Genomic DNA, 24,053 nt, shown 5'->3' on the forward strand with positions numbered 1-24,053 from the left:
TGCTCACGAAAAAAACCGCACCTCCTTGTTAGATTTCCTTATCGCAGCCTGCCGAACGCCGTCATCGCGCCCGGGCAGGACGAACAGGCTGAGTTACGCCGTCGCCGCTGCTGCTTATTGTTGTACCTTGGTTATTACGTCGGCGGTAATGTCGATACCGCCGTAGATCACATTTGCTGCGTCAATCACTACGGTCAGGCCTTTGGCTTTTGCAACGGCCTCAATTGATTCTTCGATCTTGTCGCCCACCGGTTTCATCAGTTCGTCTTCCCGCTGGGCCTGCTGGCGGGACAGCTTGTCACTGTAGGCCTGTTTGTCGGCCGGCGCCAGGTCTTTGGCGTTGGTGTCATAGTCTTGCTGGGCCTCGGCCCGCAGGCGCTGGATGCGCTGCATCAGGTCCTCAATGCCGGGGTAGGCGGCGAAAACCTGCTGGCGGTTGATATAGCCGACGGTTTGTTCGGTCTTGGCTTTGGCTTTGGTCCTGGCTTTGGCGGCCAGCGCCGGCGCGGGAGCTAACAGTCCGGCCAGAAAGCAGGCGGCAATAAGCAGGGCTAAGATTGCGCGTGTTTTGTTCATGGGTTGTATCCTCATCTAATCTCTAAATTTGTTTGTACAAGCCAGGCTTGTACGCCGGCTGTCCTGTACCATAGGGCCGGACAATCCAGCAGCTAAATAACAATAAAGAAAACACGGCTTGCGCCGAGCCTGTGGCGAAAGCGGAAGCCGATGTTGCCCTTATCCAGGGAAAGTTAACCTTTCTGTCAGGATAAAAAGACTCCCTTAGCGGGAGTGCTACGCTGACCGGCCGCAATGGGACCCCGGTTCCACGTAATCTCCTCCCTGTCGCTCGCAGGTACTATAGGCGATTGCTGGATAAGGCAGGTCTCCTGACTCCGGGTCATTGCTGGCTGCGCCTTCCCCAAGCAGTTGCTTAAGTGGCTCTGTCTGCAGTTCGCTCCCCGTTACAGTGGCGGGACCGTGCCGGTGTTTCACCGGTCTTCCCTTTTAAGCCCCGCAGGGCACCTATCCCACATAATGATGTTGTTCGTTGCAGCCTATGCAAACTGGCCGCAGAATATGACTGCCGGTTTTGACTGATATCGCTGTCCGGCTGCTTCCCTGTACCTCCTTTGTTCGCTACCTGTTGTAGGCTGGGCCGGTAAATAGCCAGGGCTTACGACGGCCGGCGTTGGCATGATAGCCGCCGTAAGCTGCCCTGCTGTTGCCGCAGGTCTGGCAAAGATGTCCGTACAGGCAGTTCTCCCGGCAGGCGGACTACCTGTACGCACTATGACAATAATTGCCGTTTGGTACGGCAATTATGATACAACTGTGTCGTAACGCAACATGGCTGGGTGCGAAAAATCCGTTATCCCTTCACAAGTTTTCTATTGTATGTTCACAATGGCAAATAAAAAGAAGCCTCCTGTGATAACAACACGTAAGGAAGGCTTCTGCTTGTAGCCCGGAAAAAACTGCCGGCACAAAACACGCACTAATCCCCTCCCTATCGCTCGCAGGTCAACGGTGATTGTCATGCAGGCAGTTCTCCTGGCTCTGGGTCATCGCTCCACCAAACCTTCCCACGACAGAGACGTCGTACCGTCGACACATATGTGTTCGGCACTAGCCTCCTTTAGAGGCGTCGCACCGTCAACTCGTGCGTGTTCGGCACTAGCCTCTTTTTGAGGCGTCGCAGTGGTATAAAACATGGCTTTGCTCCCCATTACAGTGGCGGGACCGCGCCGGCTTCCAACCGGCTTTTCTATAAAGCCCTTGCGGGCACCTGCATCTTATTGTATTTATTTTTGTTTTAAGTAGTGTGATTTCCTAATTCTGACAATACCACTTTTGTAATGTTTTGTCAATAGGTTTTTTAGACAGGTACTCTTGCGGCAAGCGGCAGTTTCCGCTTGCCTGCCCCCGCCCGGACGGGCTATAATAGCCTTAGGGTGGTGAACGGATGGAAGCATTATTGCAACAGATCCTGGGCGAGATGAAAGAGCTAAAATAAAAAGCTCCCGATCTCTCGGCAGCTTTTGCATTCCCTGGTGGGATTAACTGGACTCGAACCAGTGACCCCTACGATGTCAACGTAGTACTCTAACCAACTGAGCTATAATCCCGTAGCACATAACATATTATAGTAAGATTGCAGGCAAAAGTCAAGCATTAATTAGGCCTTAATTTTGTCCGGCCAGAAACAGGCAAACGCTACTGGCGCAGTGGCGTTTTGTTGAGACATAAGAACGACGATACCCTAACGGGCATCGTCCTATAGGACTTGGCTTGTGCCAAGTCCTTTCTTATTTTTAGTACAGGATGTTATTGGCAATAACCAGGCGCTGAATTTGGTTGGTGCCTTCGTAAATCTGCATAATCTTAGCGTCGCGCATGTATTTTTCCGCCGGGTATTCCTTGGAATAGCCATAGCCCCCCAGCACCTGGACCGCGTCAGTGGTCACCTTCATGGCGGTGTCGGCAGCAAAGCACTTGGCAATGGCCGACTCTTTCGTGTACGGCGCAGCCTGATCCTTCAGCCAGCAGGCTTTATACACGAGCAGGCGGGCGGCTTCAATCTGCATGGCCATATCGGCCAGCATGGCCTGCACCAGCTGGAAGGAAGCGATGGGCTTGTCAAACTGCACGCGCTCTTTCGAATATTTGACCGCCAGTTCAAAGGCCGCCTGGGCTAGGCCGACCGATACGGCGCCGACGAACGGCCGGGCCGCATCCAGTGTTTTCATGGCGATTTTGAACCCTTCCCCTTCCCGGCCGATTCTGTTGTCGGCGGGGATGCAAACATTCTCCAATACCAATTCACAGGTGTTGGAGGCCCTGATTCCCATTTTTTCTTCTTCCTTACCCACGGAAAAGCCTGGTGTGCCCCGCTCGACGATAAAAGCTGTCAGGCCGCGGATGCCGGCGGTTTTCCGGGTATTGGCAAAAATAATATAGATATCGGCAATGCCGCCGTTGGTGATAAAGCACTTCGTGCCGTTGATAATATAATTATCCCCGTCCTTGACGGCGGTAGTGGCAACGGCCCCCGCATCCGACCCGGCGCCAGGCTCGGTTAAGGCAAAGGCCGCCAGTTTGCCGTTATTGAGGACATCGAACATTTTTCTTTTTTGCGCCTCATTGCCTAATAAAACGACCGGATAGGAAGCCAGGGAGTTGGCCGCCGTTGTGGTGGCCACCCCGGCGCAGCCTTTGCCTAATTCTTCATATATAAGAGCAATGGAAAGAGCATCAAGACCAGGTCCGTCATACTCTTCAGGGACGGTCAGATTTAATAAGCCCGCTTCATCAAGTTTTTTCCACAGATCAGGGGGAACTACACCTTCTTTATCCATTTCCAGAGCGTGAGGCGTAATTTCTTTAGCAACAAAATCTTTTACCATTTTCTGTAGATCCAATTGATCGGGAGTAAAGTTAAAATCCATGCTTTGCCTCCTTATGGTTAGCATAAAACCAAAAAATACTAATGATAAGTATACCGCATATTGTTTTTTTTGTTAACACCTAATTGGTAAAAATATAAAAAAAAGCGCTATTTTAACAATAATTTAGCGCCCACTGCAAGCAATACCAGCCCCAATAGCTGCTGGGGGCTGCATGCAGAACGCTCAAGGCCAAACCCGCCGAAATGGTCGATAATAATTGCCGTCAGTACCTGGCCGACAATGATGGCGGTAGTGGCGTTAGCCACCCCCACACTGGGGATGCTGGCGGCGACCAGATAGATGATGCCAACGCCGATAATTCCTCCCAGCCAGGAATACCAGGGCGCAACCTGCCAGGCATACAAATTGCCTTTGCCCATGTTAAATACAAACAATAAAACCATAACCAGAACCGCTCCGGTCAATTGCACGACAAAGGTAGCCTCCAAGAGGCCGACCGCTTTGCTCAGCAGGGCATTCAGCGACCCCTGGACCGCCATCAGCACGCCTGAGACTAACGCCAGCGCCAATGGCAGCATTTCACCAGAAAAAAGATTCAATCCGAACACACTCCCATCAAATGATCGAGCCTGGACAATAAACGCAGCCGGCAGCAAGAACCGGATGAATGTAGTATAATACCAGGAGCTCTTTAATATTCCGGGAGAATCCGGTAATCGGCGGCAAAAGGAAAAGCAGGCGGCAGCCTGCTTTTCTAATCCAGTATATAGACGGTTACTTTGCGGACGCCAAAATTCAAAGCCTCGCGGCGGTTGTCGAAAGCCAGGTCAATCCGCTGCCCCTTAATGGCGCCGCCAATATCGTCGGCGATGGCATAGCCGTAGCCTTGGATGTACAACCGGGTTCCCAGCGGAATTACCGCCGGATCAACAGCCGCCATGCCCCGGCGCAGCAAATTGCCGCGATAGGTATAACTGCCGTTGCCGGGATCATGGGCCGTATAGGCCGAAGCTCTCATCAGCAGCGACCGGCTGTAGCGGCTGGGCTCACCTGTTGCGCGCTCAAGGTAGGTAAAGGTTTGCCTGTCCACTGTGCCGGTGATTTCGAGACTGGTGCTGCGCTGAAACGCTTTTACGGCGTTGGCGGTAATCGGACCGTAGACACCGTCAATATTGCCGGCATAAAAGCCGCCGTCTGCCAGCAGCTTCTGGACGACGCGGACTTTATCGCCGCGCATGCCCATAGTCAGCGGCGGCGGTTCGGGCGGTTCCGGCGGCACAACGGCTTCTGCTTCTGCTTTGGCCGCAGCCGGTGAGGCTGCAATATCCGGCTGGGTCTTTGCTGCCGGTGATGACACCGCTGTTCCTGCCAAAGGATTGCTGATGCTAAGGAGTAAGGCCAGGCAAAAAATTACGGTAAAAAGGGCTTTATTTTTCAATGTATCACCTCTCTTACGATAGTGTTCGAGGTTCGATAACCACAAAAAAACCTCGAAACATAGCCTCCGGGGTTAGCTGTCGGGATAGGGAAAAGAGAGAATCAGAATGCGCCCTTCCGTTCTTAACGGATTATCCCCTGTGTCTACTGTCTTGGTTCCCCCGTACCTGTAAAGATTCGGCATCATATCTATAATATACCGGATCGGACTATTGGTCAAATTTAGCAAAACCCTGTAAATTTGCCTTAGCCTCTGTTTTCGTTAATTTGTTAAGCCTGCAGTGGCAATTCTCAGTTATTCTGCTCCCCGGGAATGGGTTATAAAATACATAAGAAAAAGACTTGGCCTGGGCCAAGTCTTTTCCGGACATAGTCTTGCACTTTTGTAAATTCTGCTGGAAAAAAGAACCGGCCTGAGCCGGTTAATTAATCACGTCAATGGTTCGCGGGCTGGCCTGCATAATGCTGCTAATGGCGTTACTGTTTTTTACCGCATCAGGCATTAACATATTGCTGTTATTCAGCAAGGAAGAGAGTACAGCCATTTCTGTTTGATAACCGGACAGCCGGGTAGTTACCTCTTGTTCGACTCGGCTGCGGGCAGCCGTTTCTACCGCCTTAACCAGATTTTCTTTGATTACGGCCTGATCCTGCGTGAGCAGCTGGGTGGCCATAGTGGTAATATCGTTAACTGCAGCGGTGTTGCCTGAACGTTCAATGGCACTCTTGGCAATTGTACCTAACAAGGCTTCTCTGTCCGCAAAATTGTCAGTCATCTGCAGAATTTGCTGTAATTGCGCAGCGGCACCGGCGCCGGTAGCCGCTTGACCCAGTTGATCCTCTAAGAAAGCAGCCTCAGCCTTGGGTAAAGCAAATGAAAGCGGCATGACAAAAACCATCAACAAAACCGCGGTTACTATTTTCTTCAAGGTTAGCACTCCTTTCATTTGATGTTGATTCAACTGATATTTTATCATAAAGTTTACATAAAAAATAGTGGTAAGTTTAAGAAAAGACTTGAAACGAGTTCACTTTGCCAATTGGTACAGCAGGGCTGTCAGCACGTCGACACCGGCGCTAATGGCTGCTTGGGCCGCCCGGCGACTGCCAGGGCCGGCCGTTTCGCCGCCGGGGATTAATATCAGCCCCGCCGGGGCCATATGGGCTATATTCACAACATCATAGCCAATGCGGTCGTCCAGGCGCAAACTGGCGAGTTTCCGGCTGTGGCAGATGCTTTCCGCCGCGCTGATAATGGCTGGGTCCAGCGGCAGCGGCTTTTCGGACGCGATCACTTCAATAGCCACCGGTGTGTCATGATCGTCGGCGATCATACTGACTTCATCTTTTATGGCCTGGAGAATGGCAATGATACTTTCATGTTCTGTGCCATTTATCTCGACCCCCATTTCGACCACGGCAGGAATGGCAGCAAGGATACCGGGATAGGTTTTCAGCGTGGTCACGGTGGCGACTGTCCCCCGGTAATCATGCTCGGCGGCGATATTCCTCACGGCCAATACAATCATAGCGGCGCTCACCAGTGCGTCCTGACGCTCGGCCAGCGGTATGCCGCCGGCCGGGCCGGCCAGGCCGTTTACCGTTATTTTCAGCCTGGTAGGGGCCGCAATATTTTCCACTATGCCAATATTCACCCGCCCCTGTTCCAAAATCCGCCCTTGCTCTGTGTGCAGGGCCAGAAAAGCCTTAATACTATGCTTAGGCCGGGCCGCAGCGCGGATATGTTCAAAGGCCGGTGCAGAAGCGGCTGCTTCCTCCAGGCCTGTCTGGGCGGTACTCCTTTTCCAGGCCTGCTCGCTGACCAGGCCGGCCATGGCCTTGCTGCCTACATTCGTCAGGCGGCAGCGGCCGGGGTCCTCTCCGGCAAACACCACTACCTCCAGGGGATGTTTGCTGTCGCCGCGCTCCTGTAATGCTTTAACCGCCGCCAGGCTGCATAATATCCCCAATATACCGTCATTGCCGCCGGGGATGACGTCCGGCTGTGAGCCGGTCATTACCGCCGGTAAGGCAGCCTGACTGCCGGCCGGTTCCCAGCGTCCGATCAGGTTGCCGGCTGCGTCGGTATGGACAACAAGACCGCTGCCCTGCATCAGCCCGGCAAGGAAGCCGCGCACCTGCTGACCGGCTTTACTAATTGTCCGGCGGGAGACACCGGCTTGTTCCTGACTATATTGAGCCACCTGCTCTAACTGTTCCAGCACCCATTCACTTGCCAAAGGATTCGCTTGCATCGCCACCGCCCCTTACTCGCTTCTTTTACTGACAGTATACCGCTATTTTGCTTGCAATTCTATAATTGCTGCAAAAAAATTCCTGCACCGTCCGCCGGCAGGCCGCTTCCGGCACTAAAAAGCGCCTGGCATGCCAGACGCTTTTTGTTTAGCCTAATATTCCCTGTTTGACCGTGTCAAGACCTAAGCGGTCAATCATCATGCCGATCCGCTCATGCTTGCGGGCATTCTGCTGGTAATAGGCAATAATTTTTTCAATAACAGGCATTACTTCGGCCTGGGGCAGCCCTTCTATCAATAGGTCGGCGATTCTGGCTCTGGCGCCGGCACAGCCGCCGATCACAACCTTCCAGCCTTTGGCTGTGCCGATCAGCCCAATGTCCTTAACCCAGCCCTCGGCACAGGAGTTAGTACAGCCGCTGACGCCGAACTTCATCTTCCCGGGCAATTCCATGCCATGATACTTTTTGTCAAGCTCCAGCCCCAGCGTTAACCCATCCTGCTGGGCCCGCTTACAGAAATGAGTGGCCGGGCATATTTTGATGCTGCGGACACACAGGCCGACGGCCGCCCCTTTGTCCATCCCCAGATCCTCCCAGGCGGCATCGATTTTCTCTTCCGCGATGCCAACAATGGCAATCCGCTGGGCTGAGGTCAGTTTAAGCGCCTTGGCGCCATATTTCTCGGAAACATCGGCAATTTTTCTTAACAGGTTAATATCAAGAATAACCCCGCCCGGAATATGCGGAGCAATTGCATAGGTTTCCCGGTCGCGCTGAACGATGGCGCCTTTCGCCAATAAATCTGTTTTCTGTTCCATAATCAAACCCCCTGTAAGATAATAATATTTAATAGATTATTATTATAAATTAGACACTGATTATAAAATTCCTGCTAAAAAAATCCTTTTAAAGAAAAAAATAGCGCCCTAAAGACGCTATTCATGCCGGTTTGCAGTATTTAAGCCCAACCGTCAAGCATTTCCCGCAGCTTAACCACATGCGTCTGTTCTTCAAATTTTAAGAGGTTGAAAATATTTCTGGCCCCTTCAAACTTAGCACATTTTGCCAAAGCATCATAAAACAGGATCGAATCCTTTTCGTCCTGCATAGCGGCCCGCAGGATATCGGCAATGCTTTTGAACTCGGGAAATATTTTGGCGGCTTTGTCTTTAGGGAAAATATGGGGTTCAGCCAGTACTGTCAGGTAGCGGGAAGTCTCCTGATCAAACAAGTAGTCCCCGCCGTCCTGCTGGTTTTCTTTCACCTCGTTGTACAGCCTGGTAAACTGGTCAAGATGCTGAATCTCCTCATTCATAAGCAGCATAAACAGGTCTTTATGCTCCTTGGCCTCTGCATATTCATAGGCTTGTTTGTAGAAGTCGCGGCCCCGGGCCTCCATATCAATGGCTATTCGCAGTGCTTCCAGATCACTAAACAGATTGCCTACATCACAGGCATTTTTTTCCATACTGTCAGCTCCTTTACTGGTAATTTACTGATATATTCCATATTTTCAGAGGAATTCCTTTCCCGATTGTGACATTGTTAACTTTTTTATCAAAAAATAATAAAAATACAACACTCTCTCCGTGGCGGCAGAGAGAGTGTTGTATTTGTTAACAAAGATGGATCATATTCTTTTTGTACTGGCTGTACAGGGCTTTTAATGTGCCGATCTTCTCAGACATCTCAATCTGCAGGGCCGATACGGTGTCAAAATCCCCGGCTGCAATCGCCTCTTTAATCCGGGTAAACAGGCTTTTCTGCGACAGGCAGTCTTTGGCCAGGTAGGTTCTGAGACTGTTGATCTTATCCCAGTGATGCAGGTCAAGGTCACTGCCGGAATCGGCATCATGCAGCATTTTGGCCTCTTTTACAATCGCCAGGTTTTCCGGAATAATGCGGTTCAGCAGTTCCGTTTGCCACCTTACCAGCGCTCCGGCCACAAACGCCTGCACAAGCTCAGGCCGGAAGGCGCCGCCGGCAGTCAGGGTTTTTACTTTTTCCGGGTATTTGCTGATACTCTGCGTGTTCTCCCACACTGTGGCCGGCGGTTTGCTGAACAGACGGTTGCGCTCTTCTTCGCTATAATCATCAAACACATCATGCTCGCTGCGGTAGGCCCGGTCAGTTTCCAGATAGAAGCCTGACGTGCCGGCCTCTTTGGACAGCTCCGCGTCAATTTCCGCCAAGGATTTGCCGGAGTTAACGGCAGCCTTGATGCCGTCAAGCATACTCAGATAAAAAGCAGTTATTGCAATATAGGTATTCGTATACGGGTTAGGGGAGCGGACCTCAAATCTTGTTGCCAGCGGGTTGTTGATATCACGCACCAGGCCGGCCAGAATCGTCCTGTTGCGGGAAGGGGCGGCCGGTGAGTGGCCCAGGGAGGTTACGATGCAGATGGGGGCTTCAAAACCGGGTTTTAAGCGGTTAAGGGAGTCGTTGGTCGAGGATATGAACGGATTGATTACCTCGTAATGCTTTAAGAGGCCCATAATGGCGCCATAACCGATGGCACTTAGGAAATGCTGCTTCATATCGGCCGGGGAGAACAGGTTGACAATTTTGCCGGACTTCAGCCGGGCTGCAATCCCCACATGGGTGTGTTCGCCGCTGCCAGCCACCCCGATAATCGGTTTGGCTTTGAAGGTTACCTCCAGACCGTTAGCCCGAAAGGCTTCTTTCACTAAAATCCTGGCCTGCAGCTCATTGTCGGCGCATTGCAGGGCATTGGCAAACTTCCAGTCAATTTCAAGCTGCTCCATAACATGGCTTAGGTGGCCGGCCTCATCGATCCGGGCTTTTACACCGCCGACCTCTTTATGGCCCATTTCCGGCTCAAGACCATAGCGGGCCATCATTAACAGGGCCTGTTCCATCGCCGTCCGGACATTGCCGCGGGTACGCTGCCAGTATTGCTCCTGCATGACCTGCGATGCGGACAGCTCTTCCACCTCGGCTTTATTAGCCGGGGTTTTTACCCAAAATTCAAGCTCCGTGGCGGCCGTAAACAGGATATCGTCGATCTCGGCGTTATTGATGTGCTCCAGGCCGGCGATTTTTTCCTGCGTTTGAAACAGAGCTTTCAGTTCATTTTTGACATATTCGAGGCTTTGGGCCAATATGGAGCGGGAGTCAACCCGCAGGCCATTATGTACCAGAAAGGCGGGAATTCTCAGGGTACCGACAGGCTTGCCGGTTTCCTCGTCAATATGTTCATAGTTATAGTCGACAAACCAGTTAACGCTGGCATCGGCCAGCATGTCAACCTTGGCGTTGTTTAATGTGGCAATCCCGGTGAGAACAACAGATGAGCCGTCTGTTTGCACGGCGCTGCCGTTATAAAAGTCATCCATATCCTTAATAAACAAACCGATCGGCACTTTTTCATCCGTATCATTGCCTGCCAGATCAATGCCGACAAGGGATGCGAATTTGATTTCCGGGTGGTTGCCGAGCAGGTTCAGAATTTCTTCTTTGCCATACTTGCCCGCTGGAATCAAATACACTAAATCTTTTACCATCTTCGTCACCTCATGTTCAAATTGACTTGCGTCGGGAATGCCCTGGGCCAATATAATGAAAAAAACAGGCTCCTCCACTGCTGCTTGCGGAAGAGCTACATCGACTCAGGTTTAAATATGTTTTTATTATAGCATAAAAATACAATTTGTCCAGGCGTCTACATCGGGATTACATTTTAATAGATAAACGCAGTTAATGGCCGGAAAAGTGTTACTTTTCGCCCAATTCACCACATTGGCGGGCGGGAGAATAAAAAAATAAAGCCTGACATGCCAGTCAGGCTTTATCTTTACTTTTTACACATTGAATAACAGGTCGCCGTAGGTCGGAAACGGCCATACTTCTTTGTCTACCAGGGTTTCCAGCGTATCGGCGGCCTCTCTCACCAGGCTCATCTTCTCAAATACGTCAAAGCGGAATAAGGCGGCTTGCTCATAGGTGTCGCCATGCGCATTGGCGGCTTTTTCCACCGCTGCTTCCAGGACCGCAATGTTTTTCTTCAGGGAGGCAGTTAAGGAGGACACTTCTGTTAATAACTCGGTTTGCGCCGTTACATCGGCCGCCACCCCGGTAGCCTTGATGGTATTGATGGAACCGGCCAGGTTCGTGGCGAATTTAATTACGGCCGGCAGTATTTCCCGTTTGGCCATCTCTATCATTGTCAGTGCTTCAATATTGATAGTCTTGATATAATTCTCAAGCAGTATTTCATAACGGGATTCCATTTCCACTCTGCTTAACACGCCGTGCTTTTCCATTACGGCCAGGTTCTTTTCCGCAATCAGGGCTTTAATAGACTCTACCGTGGTTTTTATATTCGGCAGGCCCCGTTTTTCCGCTTCCGCTACCCATTCGTCGGCATAGCCGTTGCCGTTAAACACTACATTCTTATGCTTATTCACATATTCTTTGAGCAGTGCTTTCACTTCGGCCTTGACATCCTTGGCGCTTGCCAGTCTGTCGGCAACCTCGCTTAATACCTCGGCAACGATGGTGTTTAAAATATAGTTCGGTTCGGCAATCGAGGCCGAAGAGGGAACCATTCTGAATTCAAACTTGTTGCCGGTAAAGGCGAAGGGGGATGTTCTGTTTCTGTCAGTGGCATCTTTGGGCAGGGCCGGCAGGGTAGTAACCCCTATTTCCATCTGGCCGCCAATCTTGGAGCTTGTTGCCCCGCCGTTTTCGATTTGCTCCAGAATGTCTTGCAGTTGTTCGCCCAGGAAGATGGAGATGATGGCCGGCGGGGCTTCATTGGCGCCCAGCCGGTGGTCATTGCCCGGGTTTGCGGCTGACACCCGCAGCAAGTCGGCATAAACATCGACGGCTTTTATGACCGAACACAAAAATACCAGAAATTGTTCATTGTCATGGGGCGTGTGGCCGGGATCGAGCAGGTTCAGCCCGTCATCGGTGCCCATTGACCAATTGTTATGTTTACCGGAACCGTTGATGCCGGCAAAGGGTTTTTCGTGCAGCAGGCACACCAGGTCATGGCGTAAGGCAACTTTTTTCATCGTGTCCATAGTAAGCTGGTTGTGATCTGTGGCGATATTGGTGGTAGTAAAAATCGGCGCCAGTTCATGCTGGGCAGGTGCCACCTCGTTATGTTTTGTCTTGGCGGAAATTCCCAGCTTCCAAAGTTCTTCGTCCAGTTCCTTCATATAGGCGGAAATTCTTTCTTTAAGCGAGCCGAAGTAATGATCTTCCAGTTCCTGCCCTTTGGGCGGTTTAGCCCCAAAGAGGGTGCGGCCTGTAAAGATCAGGTCTTTTCTTTGGGCAAAGGTGTTTTTATCAACAATAAAATATTCCTGTTCCGGTCCAACTGTGGTAATCACTTTACTGGTGGTTGTATTGCCAAGGGCTTTTAATACCCGCAGGGCTTGTTTTGACAGGGCTTCCATCGAACGCAGCAACGGTGTCTTTTTGTCCAGGGCTTCGCCGGTATAGGAACAGAACGCGGTAGGAATGCACAAGGAACCGTCCTTGATGAAGGCCGGCGAGGTACAATCCCAGGCCGTATACCCCCGGGCCTCGAAGGTGGCTCTCAGACCGCCGGAGGGGAAGGAAGACGCATCAGGCTCGCCTTTAATCAGTTCTTTGCCGGAAAACTCCATGATGACCTTGCCATCTGCCGTCGGCGAGATAAAGGAATCATGTTTTTCCGCAGTTATGCCGGTCATCGGCTGGAACCAGTGGGTAAAATGGGTGGCGCCTTTTTCCAGAGCCCAGTCTTTCATGGCGCTGGCTACGACATCGGCAACCGCCGGATCTAAATGCAGCCCCTCTTCAATTGTCTTTTTTAACGCTTTGTAAGTGCCTTTGGGAAGACGTTCTTTCATAACCGCATCATTAAAAACGTTTGCACCAAAAATTTGACCTAGCTTGCTCATCAAAAAAACCCCTTTCAATTTACAGTAGTTAATGGTGTAATATTTTGGTTGTTCTCAATCAAACTATCAAGCAATAATAAACCTTCGCCAATGCATAAAAAAAAAGACTCCCCCTACATAAAATGTGGAGTAGTCATCATTGACTCAGGTAATATTTAAATATGTTTATATTATAGCATAAAAAAGCTATTTGTCTAGGGATTAAACAACATTAAAATTATTTTTTCTTTAGGCTGCGTCCTGCTTACGGCTGCGGCAGCCTGTCGCCACTTTTCTGGGCGATCAGGAAAGCCGCCAGGCAAATTACCGCTATTCCCCCCACCAGCAAGGGCGTTGTCAGCAGCTCGCGCGGCAGATAGGCATACAGGCCATAAACACCAAAACCAATAAATACGAAGGCTGCAAACCATTTAACCAGCCGCTCCGGTATTTTTTTGCCTAAGACCACACCGATAAGAATACCGATTGCATTGGCGATCATCATGCCGGCCGTTGTTCCCAGCCATACCGGTATCATTGCGCCGGCAAACTGAGCGGCCAGCGCCACGGTGGCGAGCTGGGTCTTATCCCCCATTTCGGCAATGAAAAAGGCGATGGTTACTGTCCAGAACGGGCTGCGGTCCCTATCCCGGTCCTCGCCATTTAATTTGTCGCCCCGGATTGTCCACAAGCCAAATATAATAAAGGAGCCGGCGGCAGCGATCTGAACATACTGCAGGGGGATAAACAGGGTGATGTAGCTGCCGACAAGTACAGCAAACAAGTGATTAAGAATGGTGGCCGCCAATACACCCCACATGACAGTGCGCCAGTGGTAGCGCGTGGCAAAAGCCATCCCCAGCAATTGGGTCTTATCGCCCATTTCCGCCAGGATGACAATGGTTAGTGAAGTCAAGAATGCCGTCAAAGAAATTTCCTCCTATAAAACAGCTTACTAATAGTATGGCCAGAAGCCGGCAATATTTTGTCCGCAGCTTTACATTTGCCCCGGATTAGGATAAGATGTTTGCAAACAGCTAAACTCTCCGCCGCGTCAGCCGCAAAATTTGCCCTGACCAAGCTTTACTTACTTCGGAAAGGATGGATGGCAATGGAATTACAGGCCGCTATAACCAGCCGGCGCTCCGTACGCAGCTATACCACTACAAAGGTTGACAGGCCGACGATTGATAAACTGCTGCAGGCTGCAATTCAGGCCCCCAGCGCGATGAATTCTCAGCCCTGGGCCTATGGCGTTATCCAAGACGCCGCGCTGCTGCAGGCCTATTCTGATCGCAGCAAGCAACTGCTGCTAGCCCTGCTTGACCAGGTGCCGAAACTGAACAAATATAAACCGGCCCTTGAGAACCCAGAATTTAATATCTTCTATAATGCCCAGTCACTTATCATTATTTTTGCCAAAGCCCAAGATCCCCAACACTATGAAGACTGCTGTCTGGCTGCTCAGAACCTCATGCTTGCCGCCCATAGTTTAAACCTGGGCACCTGCTGGATTGGTTTTGCCCGGCCTTTTCTCAATTTGCCGGCAGTCAAGGCAGAACTTGCTGTCCCGGCGGAGTTTGAAGCAGTGGCTCCTATTGTTGTGGGCTACCCCCAGGTCGGCAGGCCGCCGGCCGTCCCCCGGAAACCGCCGGAAATTTTATTCTGGAAATAATATAACCCACAGCCTTGCTGGCTGCGGGTTATATTATTCCCTTTATCTGAGTATTCATTAAGCCGAGTTCTGTTCCGTAGCAACGGCGATGATCATTTATCTTGGCCGGCAGTTGCCTGACGGCTCTAGCGACACAACCCGGAAGGATCAGCGGGCCGCCTCATCCCTTCCCTATTCGGTCTTGCTCCAGATGGGGTTTACCTAGCCAGTCAGTCGCCTGACTGCTGGTGCGCTCTTACCGCACCGTTCCATCCTTACCCGGCTATGCCGGGCGGTTCACATTTCTGCGGCACTTTCCCTGAGGTCACCCTCGCTGGACGTTATCCAGCACCCTGCCCTGCGGAGCTCGGACTTTCCTCGGATATACAGGTATATCCGCGATCATCTTTCCTACTCAGACTATATTTGCTGGGAACTTTAATTTTATCACCAGTCAAGCCACAAGTCAAATACGGCCGGCTTTAACGGCACGCCTGCCGGATTGCCCGGACCTTGGCGGGAATATCAGCCGCCCCGACAATGTCGGTAACGATGGCCACGATACGGGCGCCATGGTGCCTGACCTCTTTTACATTGCCCTCCTTAATGCCGCCGATGGCGACAAATGGCAGTGCATGATTGCGCGCGACATATTCCAGATAAGTAAGCCCTACCGGCGCGCAAACGTCTTTTTTGGTCCGGGTGGCAAAGATCGGCCCTACCCCGATATAGTCAACACACCCCAGTGCGGCTGCCGCTTGGGCCTGGGCCGGTGAATGGGTGGACAAGCCCAGCAGCATATCCGGGCCGATTAACTCTCTAACCTTGGCCGGCGGCAAATCCTCCTGCCCGATATGGACGCCGTCGGCTCCAATCAGCAGGGCTAAATCAATATGATCATTAATAATAAAGGTAACGCCGGCCTGCTGTGTCAGTTCCCGTATGATCAGGCACTCCTGATACATTGGTCCGGCCTTTTTATCTTTTTCCCGGTATTGTATGACCTTAATACCGGCGCTGATAAGCAATTGCACTACTTCCACATTGCTGCGGCCCAGTGAATGCTCTTCGGCGGTTAAGGCATATATGGCTGTGGTTAAAAAATTAGTCATCCCCGGTCTTGGCATCCTTCTTCCCTCCTTCGTTGGCACTCCGCCCGCTATAGCTGCCAGTCTTTATAGACAGGCTGGTAATTGCGGGCATACAGCATCGCCGCCATTTCAGCTACGCTGCGTTCGTCAGAGATTTCAAACTGGCCGACAGCCGCCGCTTCCGAGTGCCCGCCCACGGCGGTGCACGACCCGGCTGACATTTTGGTAATGCCGAGTTCGAGCATATTATTGCGCAGGGCGGCGCTCTCACGGGTCGACAGGGTGATCCCCCCGCGCGGCATAAACAACCGGAAAGCCAGAATATATTGCACTAAATTTTTATCACTGACAATGACCCGGGGCGGAAAACCGCCGACATGGGGCCGCATCCGCGGCGGCGACATGCTGATCTCGACCCCGGGGTAATTGCGCTGGAGGTAATCGGCATGCACACCTGTCAAAAACGCCTCCTGCCGCCAGTCACTGAGGCCCAGAAGCGCCCCGATATTAACGGTGCGCATCGCGGCCCGGCAGGCCCGTTCCGGAGCATCCAGGCGGTACCGGTAGTCCCGTTTGGGGCCGGCCGGATGCAGCTCAGCGTAGGCTGCCTCATGATAGGTTTCCTGGTAAATGGTCATGCCGTCCACACCGGCCGCTGCCAGCTCACGGTATTCATCGGTAGTGAGAGGATATATTTCAATACTAATCGAGGTGAAAAAGTCTTTTAATATCCGGACACAGTCTTTAATGTAGCCTACAGAAGAATGATGGCGTGATTCGCCTGTAAGTATAAGGATATGCTTTAAACCGGTGGCGGCGATAGCTTCGGCTTCAGCCCGGACCTGATCCAGTGTCAGTTTTTTTCTCTCGATTGCGTTGTGGGCGTGAAAACCGCAGTATACACACTGATTAACACAGTAATTAGCCAGATATAGCGGTGTATAGAGCAAAATGGTATGGCCAAAGTGCTGTACCGTCAGGCGGTGGGCCTGCTGGGCCATAGCCTCAAGCTGCTGCTCGGCTTGGGGTGATAATAAGGTCAGATAATCAGCTACAGTTAACCGGTCTTTGCTGATAACCCGTTGAATATCGGCAGCAGTAACCTGGGCAAAGATTGCTGCGAAGTCAAAATCCCGGTATTTTGACAGTTCCTCATAAACACTCACAATATACCTCCTTGCCTGCTGTTATTCACTCGCGGAGAAAACCCGTCAGGGGCGACGAGGCCGCGGCATCACCCTGGATGGCCCCCGGACCGGCGAGATAGGCTTTGCGCCCTGCGGCGACGGCCAGACCAAAGGCTTCGGCCATAACAACCGGGTTGCGGGCTGTTGCCACCGCCGTATTTACCAGCACCGCCGCCGCCCCCATTTCCATGGCTTCGGCCGCCTCGGACGGCCGGCCGATACCGGCGTCAACAATAATTGGCAGCGGCACTTCTTCAATCAGGATTTTTACCATTTCCTTGGTCTTCAGACCGCGGTTCGTACCAATCGGCGCTCCCAGCGGCATAACCGCGGCGGCCCCCGCTGCAGCCAGACGTTTGGCCGCCATTAAATCAGGACTCATATAGGGGAGCACCACAAAACCCTCGGCCGCTAACACCTCGGTGGCTTTAATTGTCTCGATATTGTCAGGCAGCAGATAGCGGTTATCGGCAATCACTTCAATTTTAATCCAGTTGCCGCACCCGGCGGCTCTGGCTAACCGGGCAATGCGGACCGCCTCTTCGGCATTTCTGGCGCCGGAGGTATTGGGCATTAAGGTACAGGTACCCGGTATGTAGTCAACTATGTTTTCTTCTTTATAGGCCGGGTCAATCCGCCGTAACGCAACCGTGATCACCTGCGAGCCGGAAGCGCTGACCACCTCTGGTATCAGCCGGTTGCTGGCAAATTTCCCTGTTCCTAAAAATAACCGGCTGGTTAATTGCTTGCCGCCGATAAGTAAGGCATCGCCCACGGGGTCTTTCGTCATCACAATCAGCCTCCTCCTACAAAAGTAACCACTTCAAGACAGTCTTCCGCTTGTAAGATAATTGTCTGCCACTCTTCTTTTTTAACGATTTGCCGGTTATGCTCAATCACAATGACCTCAGGATTGAATTTTTGCCTGCCAACCAGTTCAGCCAGGGTAACGCCGTCCGGCATGTGCAGCTCTCGGCCGTTTACAGTTAATCTCACACTGCTTCCTCCTTCATAAAAAATAAAAAGCACGTCGCCCCCACCGGGTAATGACGCGCACAATTACACAAATTACACACGACCTCCCTCCGCAGGTATTATCCCGATCAGGTATTGGAGGTAAGAAACTTAATAGTTTCACTCTCAGCCCATAACATGAGCTCCCTCGGTCAGCCAGTTTTTGATTTATATGTATTTATTGTATACCAAAATTAGGCAACCCGTCAAGCTGCTGCCGGCCCGTTAACCGGAGCTAACAGAATGTAAATGCGTCTTTATTCGACTGATTGCCAATAATTGTAATATCCCAATGATTTTTGCCGGCCCATTGCTGCAGATAGTCGGCCACAAAACCGACAACCGGCTGTTCGGTGGCAAAATGGCCGGCATCAATAATGGTCAGGCCGGCCGCGGCCGCCTGCTGGGCCTCATGATATTTCACGTCGCCGGTAACCAGAACGTGGGCACCGGCGGCAACGGCCTGCTGGATCAGACTGGCCCCGCTGCCGCCGCATACGGCCACCGTGCCGACCTGTTGTTCAGCCTCAGCGCCGGCCACTCTGACGGTGCCAATCTGCAAGGCTGTTTTTACCTGGCTGATAAACCGGGCCAGCCCCATTGGCGCAGCCAGGGCCCCCACCCGTCCCAGGCCATAGCTCGGGCCCTTGTTTAGCAGCTGATACTCGTCATAGGCCACTTCCTCATAAGGGTGAGCCGCCACCATGGCCGCAATGATCTGCGACCGCAGCGAGGCCGGAAAAACAGTTTCCAGGCGGCATTCGTCGGCAAATTCAAGTTTTCCCTGCCGGCCGAGGAAGGGTTGGGCGCCGGTTAATGGGAAAAAGGTTCCCGTACCCTGGGTTTGAAACGTGCAGTGGCTGTAATTGCCGATATGCCCGGCGCCGGCTGCGGTGATTGCCGTCCGGACCTGGTCAACATGCGTGGCCGGCACAAAAACAGCCAATTTATGCAGTGGCTCCTGATAGGCAGTAGTTAGCGGCCGGATTTCCGTTAATGCCAGCTTTTGCGCTAATACATCATTCACCCCGCCGCGGGCGCTGTCCAGGTTAGTATGCGCGGCATACACCGCGATGCCGGCTGTAATCAGGTCAGCCAGCAGCTTTCCCTGGGGGGAATCTGTACGGATACGGGTAAGGCCTTTGAAAATCAGCGGGTGATGAACGACAATCAGGTCCGCGCCGGCGGTAATGGCCTCAGCGGCAAGGGCCTGGTCCACATCTAAGGCTACCATTATTTTCTGAACCGGTTGCGCGGGATCACCCAGCAGCAACCCGACATTATCCCACGGTTCCGCCAGCTGCGGGGGCGCCAGTGTTTCCAGCGCGTGTAAAACATCACGGCAAATTACAGACATGACAGCTTTTCCTCCAAATCGTTAAGCTTACTGGTGTATTCCCGGTATTTAGCGGATTTTACTGCGCCGTCACTCCCGCTCATCGCCAGAATTACGGCGCGCAGATGACTGATCAGTTCATTCATGTGCTGCCTGAGTAGCGGATGCCTGGACTGCCAGAGCAGCGGCCCAATCTCATAGAGTGACTTGTCGGCAATGGAGCCGGCGCCAGGCTCGGCCGCCATAATCTGGTAGAGTTTCCCCTCTTCCAGCACCAACTGTTCGTCAACAATCTGCCAGCCGTGGGTATCGAGCCACTCGCGGACCGCAGCGGCGGCAATCATTGGCTGCAGGATAAGGCGCTGTATCCTGCCGGTTATATCCGGACAGGCTTGCAGGATCGCAATGATGTTGGCACCGCCCATGCCGGCAATGACCACAATGTCGGCTTCCCCCGGTTGCAGGACCGCCAGGCCGTTACCCAGGCGAACCGAGATCGCCTGCTGCAGCTGCGCTGCCGCCACCGCATTTTTGGCCGATACATACGGTCCGTGGTGAACATCACCGGCAATAGCCCGGGTCACAATCTTTTCTGTTACAAGATATATGGGCAAATAGGCATGATCAGTCCCAATGTCGGCCATAGTCCCACCGGCCGGCACCATGGCGGCAATCGTCTGTAAGCGCTGACCCAATTTCACAAACAGCCCTCCTGGCAATTATTGTTGTTATCTTCTCCCCTTATCCTTTGGCTCATAGCCTTGATTGCTTGCCGATTCTGATGGGTAGCAAAAAACCTGCGAAGTTAAATTCGCAGGTTTTTTGCTGTGGTGGGCGATGACGGGATCGAACCGCCGACATCCTGCTTGTAAGGCAGGCGCTCTCCCAGCTGAGCTAATCGCCCATGTTTGGATAATAAAGGAAGTTCTTCGCTACCGCTCAGAACTAAGCGATTCACACCAATCAGCCTTCGCCTCACGGCTCGCCTTCTTGGGTTCTCTGCTTATGGTGGGCGATGACGGGATCGAACCGCCGACATCCTGCTTGTAAGGCAGGCGCTCTCCCGGCTGAGCTAATCGCCCGTATTAATTTTGATATTGAGAAAGGAGGTTCTTCGCTACGCTCAGAACTAAGCGATTCGCACAGATTTCCGCGTCGCTACGCTCCTAAAAATCTGGCTCTCTGCTTATCACACAGGTTCTCATTTCGTCTATCGACTCGTGAGAACCTGGTTCGCTGCTTATGGTGACCCGTAAGGGAATCGAACCCTTGTTACCGCCGTGAAAGGGCGGTGTCTTAACCGCTTGACCAACGGGCCGTTTGAGAGGTGGGATGCGGTCTCCCACATCCCACGTTGGTGGGCCCACCTGGGATCGAACCAGGGACCAGCCGGTTATGAGCCGGCTGCTCTACCGCTGAGCTATAGGCCCTAAAGACAGTAAAACAGGTTTTCCGGAGAAAGCCTGTTAAACAGATATAGGATGTTCTTCGCTAGCGCTCGGAACTAAGCGATTCGCACAAGTTTCCCCGTCGCCAGTGCTCCTAAAAACTTGGCTCTCTGCTTATTATGGCTCCTCGAGTAGGACTCGAACCTACGACCGATCGGTTAACAGCCGATTGCTCTACCAACTGAGCTATCGAGGAATATCGCCAACGTTGATTATTATAAAACAATGTCCAGGTTACGTCAAGTAATATTTAGTTTTACTCCAGAAAATCCTTTAACTTTTTACTGCGGCTGGGATGGCGAAGCTTCCGCAGCGCCTTGGCTTCAATCTGACGGATACGTTCACGGGTAACACCAAAATATTGTCCCACTTCTTCCAGCGTGCGGGCCCGGCCGTCATCTAAGCCGAAACGCAGGCGCAATACCTTTTCTTCCCGCGGTGTCAGTGTTTCCAAAACCTCTTCCAGCTGTTCCTTGAGCAGCATAAACGAGGCAGCTTCGGCTGGAGCCGGCGCATCCTGGTCTTCGATAAAATCTCCCAGATGAGAGTCTTCTTCTTCACCGATCGGCGTCTCCAAAGATACAGGTTCCTGGGCTATTTTCATGATCTCCCGCACCCGTTCCACGCTGACATCCATTGCTTTCGCCACCTCTTCCGGCGATGGCTCCCGGCCTAATTCCTGGAGAAGCTGCCGGGATACCCGGATCAGCTTATTAATGGTTTCAACCATGTGAACAGGAATGCGAATCGTCCGTGCCTGGTCGGCGATCGCGCGGGTTATTGCCTGCCGGATCCACCAGGTAGCATAGGTGCTGAACTTATAGCCCTTGTTATAATCAAATTTTTCTACTGCTTTGATTAAGCCAAGATTCCCTTCCTGAATCAGATCCAGGAACAGCATGCCACGCCCGACATAGCGTTTGGCAATACTGACTACCAGCCTTAAGTTGGCTTCAGCCAGACGGCGTTTAGCCTCCTCATCCCCCTGCTCCATACGTTTGGCCAGTTTAATCTCCTCGTCGGCAGTTAAAAGCGGTACCCGGCCTATCTCCTTAAGGTACATGCGGACAGGGTCATCAATACTAATGCCTTCAGGAATGGTGAGATCTATATCTACTTCTTCGGCCGTCGATTCGATCTCAGACATGTCTGGGCCTTCAATCAGTTCAACATCCGGAACTTCGTCAACAATCTCAATACCTTTGTTGCTAAAGATTTCATACATATCATCAATCTCATCCGGGCTCATATCTTCTGTCTGCATAGTATCCATAATTTCAGAATATGTTAATACACCACGTTTTTTGCCCTTGTGTAAAAGCTCATTGACTTGCTCACCTGACGTATTTTTCTTATCGGCCATAGTTTTCCCCCCTTCCTCTGGCATTTGACGGTAATACATAGTACAATACCTGACTATTAATGATGTAATTTGCTAATTTCATGTTTAATTCGCTGACTTTCCGCCAATTCCTGCAGAAAGCTACTATCCCCCATGCGTTCTAATTCATCGGCCATTAGCCGGTGTTGTTCATACAGTGCGGTCAGATGTGCCAACCGGATGGTTTTAATACAGTCTTCAAGAAATTTGACCACATCATCAAATTGTATATCCATTAACATAATATGTGAAAACTCAGTCTTTGCTTTTTCACTTAGCTTATCGACACCGGCATGGATTGCCGCCTGTGTTATATTTTTTTCCATATTATACGCAGTAAATATAAATTTAATAATCTCTTGCTGTAGTACGCCTTGTATTTCTTGTAGTGAAATCTTAGACAGAACATAAGGAATAAGCGTTAAATCATCGCACAACAGCCTGATAAGCTGTCGTTCCGCCTGCAGGGCGGCGGGAGGAACCTGCTTATACAAGAGGGCAATATTTATAGTTTTCCCGTTTTTTACATTTTTATCCTTTTTGAGGTGGACGACATATTTGGTTATCTCGCTGCGTAACGCATTTTCGTCCACCGCGAGTATCTGCGATAAGCGCGAAATATGAGCATTCACCTCGACTGAGTTATCGGCTTCAGCCAAAATAGGCACTAATTTACCGACAACCGCAATTTTTCCCTGTACTGTAGAATAATCGCCTGATTTGAGAGCCCGGTCCAGCTGATAATCCAGTAGCGGTTGAGCCGATGTGAGCAGATCATGAAAAGCAGCGGCGCCATGTTTCCTGATAAATTCATCAGGATCTTTGCCATCAGGCACGGATACGATTTTAATGGCCGCTCCCAGGGCCCTGACCGTTTCCAGGGCACGCACGGTGGCATTTTGCCCGGCCGCATCGCTGTCATAGGAAAACAACAGCTCGGCGTTAAGTTTAATAAGGTTTCTGGCTTGTTCTGCGGTGAAAGCTGTGCCTAACGATGCCACTACATTTTTAATTCCCTGGCTGTAAAGGGTGATAACATCCATATAGCCTTCAACAATAATAACCTGACCGGAGTCACGGATATGCTTATAGGCATGCTCAAAGCCGAATAAGACCTGCCGCTTGTTAAAGATTTCCGTCTCAGGCGAGTTGAGGTACTTGGGCTGACTATTGTCCAAAACCCGGCCCCCAAAACCAACGATGCGTCCCCGGACATCTGTTATCGGAAACATGATCCGGCTGCGAAACCGGTCATATACCCCATCGCCGGAAGTGCGGGCAGCCGCTAAGCCTGCTTTCAGCAATATATTGAGGGGTACACCACGTTCGCAGAAGGTTGATGACAGTCTGTCCCAGGCCGGCGGCGCAAACCCAAGTTTAAAGAAATCAATCATTGCGGCGGTGATGCCACGGTTAGTTAAATATTCGCGGGCCGCTTTGCCATAATTGGTTTTAGTCAGGCAGGCATGAAAAAAATCTCTGGCCAGCTCGTTTGCCTGATATATTTTCGCAAGCTCCTGGTCACGGGCTTGCTCACGCGGCGATTTCTCTTTTTCCGGCCAGGGAATATTCATTTTTCCCGCCAGTAATCTTACGGCTTCGATAAAGGTAATATTCTCAACCTTCATTAAAAAATTAAAAACATTGCCTCCGGTCTGACATCCGAAACAATAGAAAAAACCCTTATCAGGCGTGACCGAAAAAGATGGTGTCTTCTCATGATGGAAGGGGCAGCAGCCCCAATAATTTTTCCCCTTCTTTTTTAGTGATACATAATCGGACACCACGCCGACGATATCAGCCTCTGACCGCAATCTATCGAGAAAATCATCGAAAACTGCATCTTTCATACATTCACCTTATTCTGGCAACGGCAATTCCCTGCATTTGTTTTTGTGGGTTGGGAAATATGCAAATAGTTCCAAGCTTTGACTTTATTCTACA

At 51.4% G+C, this 24,053-nt stretch carries 20 protein-coding genes, 6 tRNA genes, 1 other RNA gene and 4 riboswitches; of the genes, 1 reads left to right on the top strand and 26 read right to left on the bottom strand.

Annotated features, from left to right (window positions below; genetic code table 11):
* Nucleotides 1–114: 114 nt before the first annotated feature.
* From ACZ481_RS13450 to ACZ481_RS13505, 12 genes are all read right to left on the bottom strand, one after another.
* Nucleotides 115–576: an OmpH/Skp family outer membrane protein gene (locus ACZ481_RS13450; protein ID WP_464765891.1), complete on the bottom strand. Its 462-nt coding sequence runs from the start codon at nt 574–576 to the stop codon at nt 115–117.
* Nucleotides 577–859: 283 nt separating this feature from the next.
* Nucleotides 860–1,042: riboswitch (cobalamin riboswitch) on the bottom strand.
* A gap of 482 nt (nt 1,043–1,524) precedes the next feature.
* Nucleotides 1,525–1,805, bottom strand: a riboswitch (cobalamin riboswitch).
* 244 nt (nt 1,806–2,049) lie between these two features.
* A tRNA-Val gene (locus ACZ481_RS13455) sits at nt 2,050–2,126 on the bottom strand.
* A gap of 186 nt (nt 2,127–2,312) precedes the next feature.
* On the bottom strand, nt 2,313–3,446 hold the full coding sequence (locus ACZ481_RS13460) for an acyl-CoA dehydrogenase family protein (protein ID WP_464765892.1): 1,134 nt from the start codon (nt 3,444–3,446) through the stop codon (nt 2,313–2,315).
* A gap of 107 nt (nt 3,447–3,553) precedes the next feature.
* On the bottom strand, nt 3,554–4,006 hold the full coding sequence (locus ACZ481_RS13465; protein ID WP_464765893.1) for a DMT family transporter: 453 nt from the start codon (nt 4,004–4,006) through the stop codon (nt 3,554–3,556).
* Between the two features lie 155 nt (nt 4,007–4,161).
* Nucleotides 4,162–4,845, bottom strand: coding sequence for a 3D domain-containing protein (locus ACZ481_RS13470; protein ID WP_464765894.1), 684 nt, complete (start codon nt 4,843–4,845; stop codon nt 4,162–4,164).
* 46 nt (nt 4,846–4,891) lie between these two features.
* A riboswitch (cyclic di-AMP (ydaO/yuaA leader) is annotated at nt 4,892–5,037 on the bottom strand.
* 229 nt (nt 5,038–5,266) lie between these two features.
* Nucleotides 5,267–5,773 (bottom strand): hypothetical protein, encoded by a 507-nt coding sequence (locus ACZ481_RS13475; protein ID WP_464765895.1) that lies wholly within the window; start codon nt 5,771–5,773, stop codon nt 5,267–5,269.
* A gap of 99 nt (nt 5,774–5,872) precedes the next feature.
* Complete coding sequence (locus tag ACZ481_RS13480) at nt 5,873–7,099, bottom strand: hydantoinase/carbamoylase family amidase (RefSeq protein WP_464765896.1); 1,227 nt, start codon at nt 7,097–7,099, stop codon at nt 5,873–5,875.
* A gap of 148 nt (nt 7,100–7,247) precedes the next feature.
* Complete coding sequence (locus ACZ481_RS13485) at nt 7,248–7,919, bottom strand: NAD(P)/FAD-dependent oxidoreductase (protein WP_464765897.1); 672 nt, start codon at nt 7,917–7,919, stop codon at nt 7,248–7,250.
* 140 nt (nt 7,920–8,059) lie between these two features.
* Nucleotides 8,060–8,569: a rubrerythrin gene (locus ACZ481_RS13490; protein ID WP_464765898.1), complete on the bottom strand. Its 510-nt coding sequence runs from the start codon at nt 8,567–8,569 to the stop codon at nt 8,060–8,062.
* A 148-nt stretch (nt 8,570–8,717) separates the two neighbouring features.
* Nucleotides 8,718–10,628 (bottom strand): type I glutamate--ammonia ligase, encoded by a 1,911-nt coding sequence (locus tag ACZ481_RS13495; RefSeq protein ID WP_464765899.1) that lies wholly within the window; start codon nt 10,626–10,628, stop codon nt 8,718–8,720.
* A 297-nt stretch (nt 10,629–10,925) separates the two neighbouring features.
* Entirely contained in the window at nt 10,926–13,019 is a 2,094-nt protein-coding gene (locus ACZ481_RS13500) for a glutamine synthetase III family protein (RefSeq protein WP_464765900.1), read from the bottom strand.
* Between the two features lie 244 nt (nt 13,020–13,263).
* Complete coding sequence (locus tag ACZ481_RS13505) at nt 13,264–13,926, bottom strand: TMEM165/GDT1 family protein (protein ID WP_464765901.1); 663 nt, start codon at nt 13,924–13,926, stop codon at nt 13,264–13,266.
* Between the two features lie 183 nt (nt 13,927–14,109).
* Between ACZ481_RS13505 and ACZ481_RS13510 the strand changes: the two genes are divergently transcribed.
* Nucleotides 14,110–14,673: a nitroreductase family protein gene (locus ACZ481_RS13510; protein ID WP_464765902.1), complete on the top strand. Its 564-nt coding sequence runs from the start codon at nt 14,110–14,112 to the stop codon at nt 14,671–14,673.
* 43 nt (nt 14,674–14,716) lie between these two features.
* Here ACZ481_RS13510 and rnpB read toward each other — a convergent pair.
* The 14 genes from rnpB to dnaG form a co-directional block, all read right to left on the bottom strand.
* An RNA gene (rnpB, locus tag ACZ481_RS13515) (RNase P RNA component class A) lies at nt 14,717–15,070 on the bottom strand.
* Nucleotides 15,071–15,134: 64 nt separating this feature from the next.
* A complete protein-coding gene (thiE, locus tag ACZ481_RS13520) occupies nt 15,135–15,779 on the bottom strand; it encodes a thiamine phosphate synthase (RefSeq protein WP_464765903.1) in 645 nt (214 codons plus the stop codon).
* Between the two features lie 32 nt (nt 15,780–15,811).
* The gene (gene thiH / locus ACZ481_RS13525) at nt 15,812–16,909 is read right to left on the bottom strand and encodes a 2-iminoacetate synthase ThiH (RefSeq protein ID WP_464765904.1); all 1,098 of its coding nucleotides are present in this window, start codon (nt 16,907–16,909) and stop codon (nt 15,812–15,814) included.
* Nucleotides 16,910–16,934: 25 nt separating this feature from the next.
* Nucleotides 16,935–17,720 carry a thiazole synthase gene (locus tag ACZ481_RS13530; protein ID WP_464765905.1) on the bottom strand — a complete coding sequence of 262 codons (786 nt, stop codon included), beginning with the start codon at nt 17,718–17,720 and terminating at the stop codon, nt 16,935–16,937.
* 5 nt (nt 17,721–17,725) lie between these two features.
* On the bottom strand, nt 17,726–17,926 hold the full coding sequence (gene thiS, locus ACZ481_RS13535; RefSeq protein ID WP_464765906.1) for a sulfur carrier protein ThiS: 201 nt from the start codon (nt 17,924–17,926) through the stop codon (nt 17,726–17,728).
* Between the two features lie 67 nt (nt 17,927–17,993).
* Nucleotides 17,994–18,104: riboswitch (TPP riboswitch) on the bottom strand.
* 75 nt (nt 18,105–18,179) lie between these two features.
* Complete coding sequence (locus tag ACZ481_RS13540) at nt 18,180–19,301, bottom strand: Nif3-like dinuclear metal center hexameric protein (RefSeq protein WP_464765907.1); 1,122 nt, start codon at nt 19,299–19,301, stop codon at nt 18,180–18,182.
* Nucleotides 19,292–19,981, bottom strand: coding sequence for a tRNA (adenine(22)-N(1))-methyltransferase (locus ACZ481_RS13545; protein ID WP_464765908.1), 690 nt, complete (start codon nt 19,979–19,981; stop codon nt 19,292–19,294). The genes ACZ481_RS13540 and ACZ481_RS13545 overlap by 10 nt, the downstream gene beginning before the upstream one ends.
* Nucleotides 19,982–20,108: 127 nt before the next feature.
* Nucleotides 20,109–20,184, bottom strand: a tRNA-Val gene (locus ACZ481_RS13550).
* A 102-nt stretch (nt 20,185–20,286) separates the two neighbouring features.
* Nucleotides 20,287–20,362 (bottom strand) — tRNA-Val (locus ACZ481_RS13555).
* Between the two features lie 161 nt (nt 20,363–20,523).
* A tRNA-Glu gene (locus tag ACZ481_RS13560) sits at nt 20,524–20,598 on the bottom strand.
* Nucleotides 20,599–20,635: 37 nt separating this feature from the next.
* Nucleotides 20,636–20,710, bottom strand: a tRNA-Ile gene (locus ACZ481_RS13565).
* Between the two features lie 138 nt (nt 20,711–20,848).
* Nucleotides 20,849–20,924: transfer RNA gene (locus ACZ481_RS13570), tRNA-Asn, on the bottom strand.
* Nucleotides 20,925–20,984: 60 nt separating this feature from the next.
* Nucleotides 20,985–22,091, bottom strand: a complete 1,107-nt coding sequence (gene rpoD / locus ACZ481_RS13575) for an RNA polymerase sigma factor RpoD (RefSeq protein ID WP_325534238.1) — start codon at nt 22,089–22,091, stop codon at nt 20,985–20,987.
* A 56-nt stretch (nt 22,092–22,147) separates the two neighbouring features.
* The gene (gene dnaG, locus ACZ481_RS13580) at nt 22,148–23,959 is read right to left on the bottom strand and encodes a DNA primase (RefSeq protein WP_464765909.1); all 1,812 of its coding nucleotides are present in this window, start codon (nt 23,957–23,959) and stop codon (nt 22,148–22,150) included.
* Between the last annotated feature and the right edge of the window lie 94 nt (nt 23,960–24,053).

It is taken from the genome of Sporomusa intestinalis (assembly GCF_055383785.1).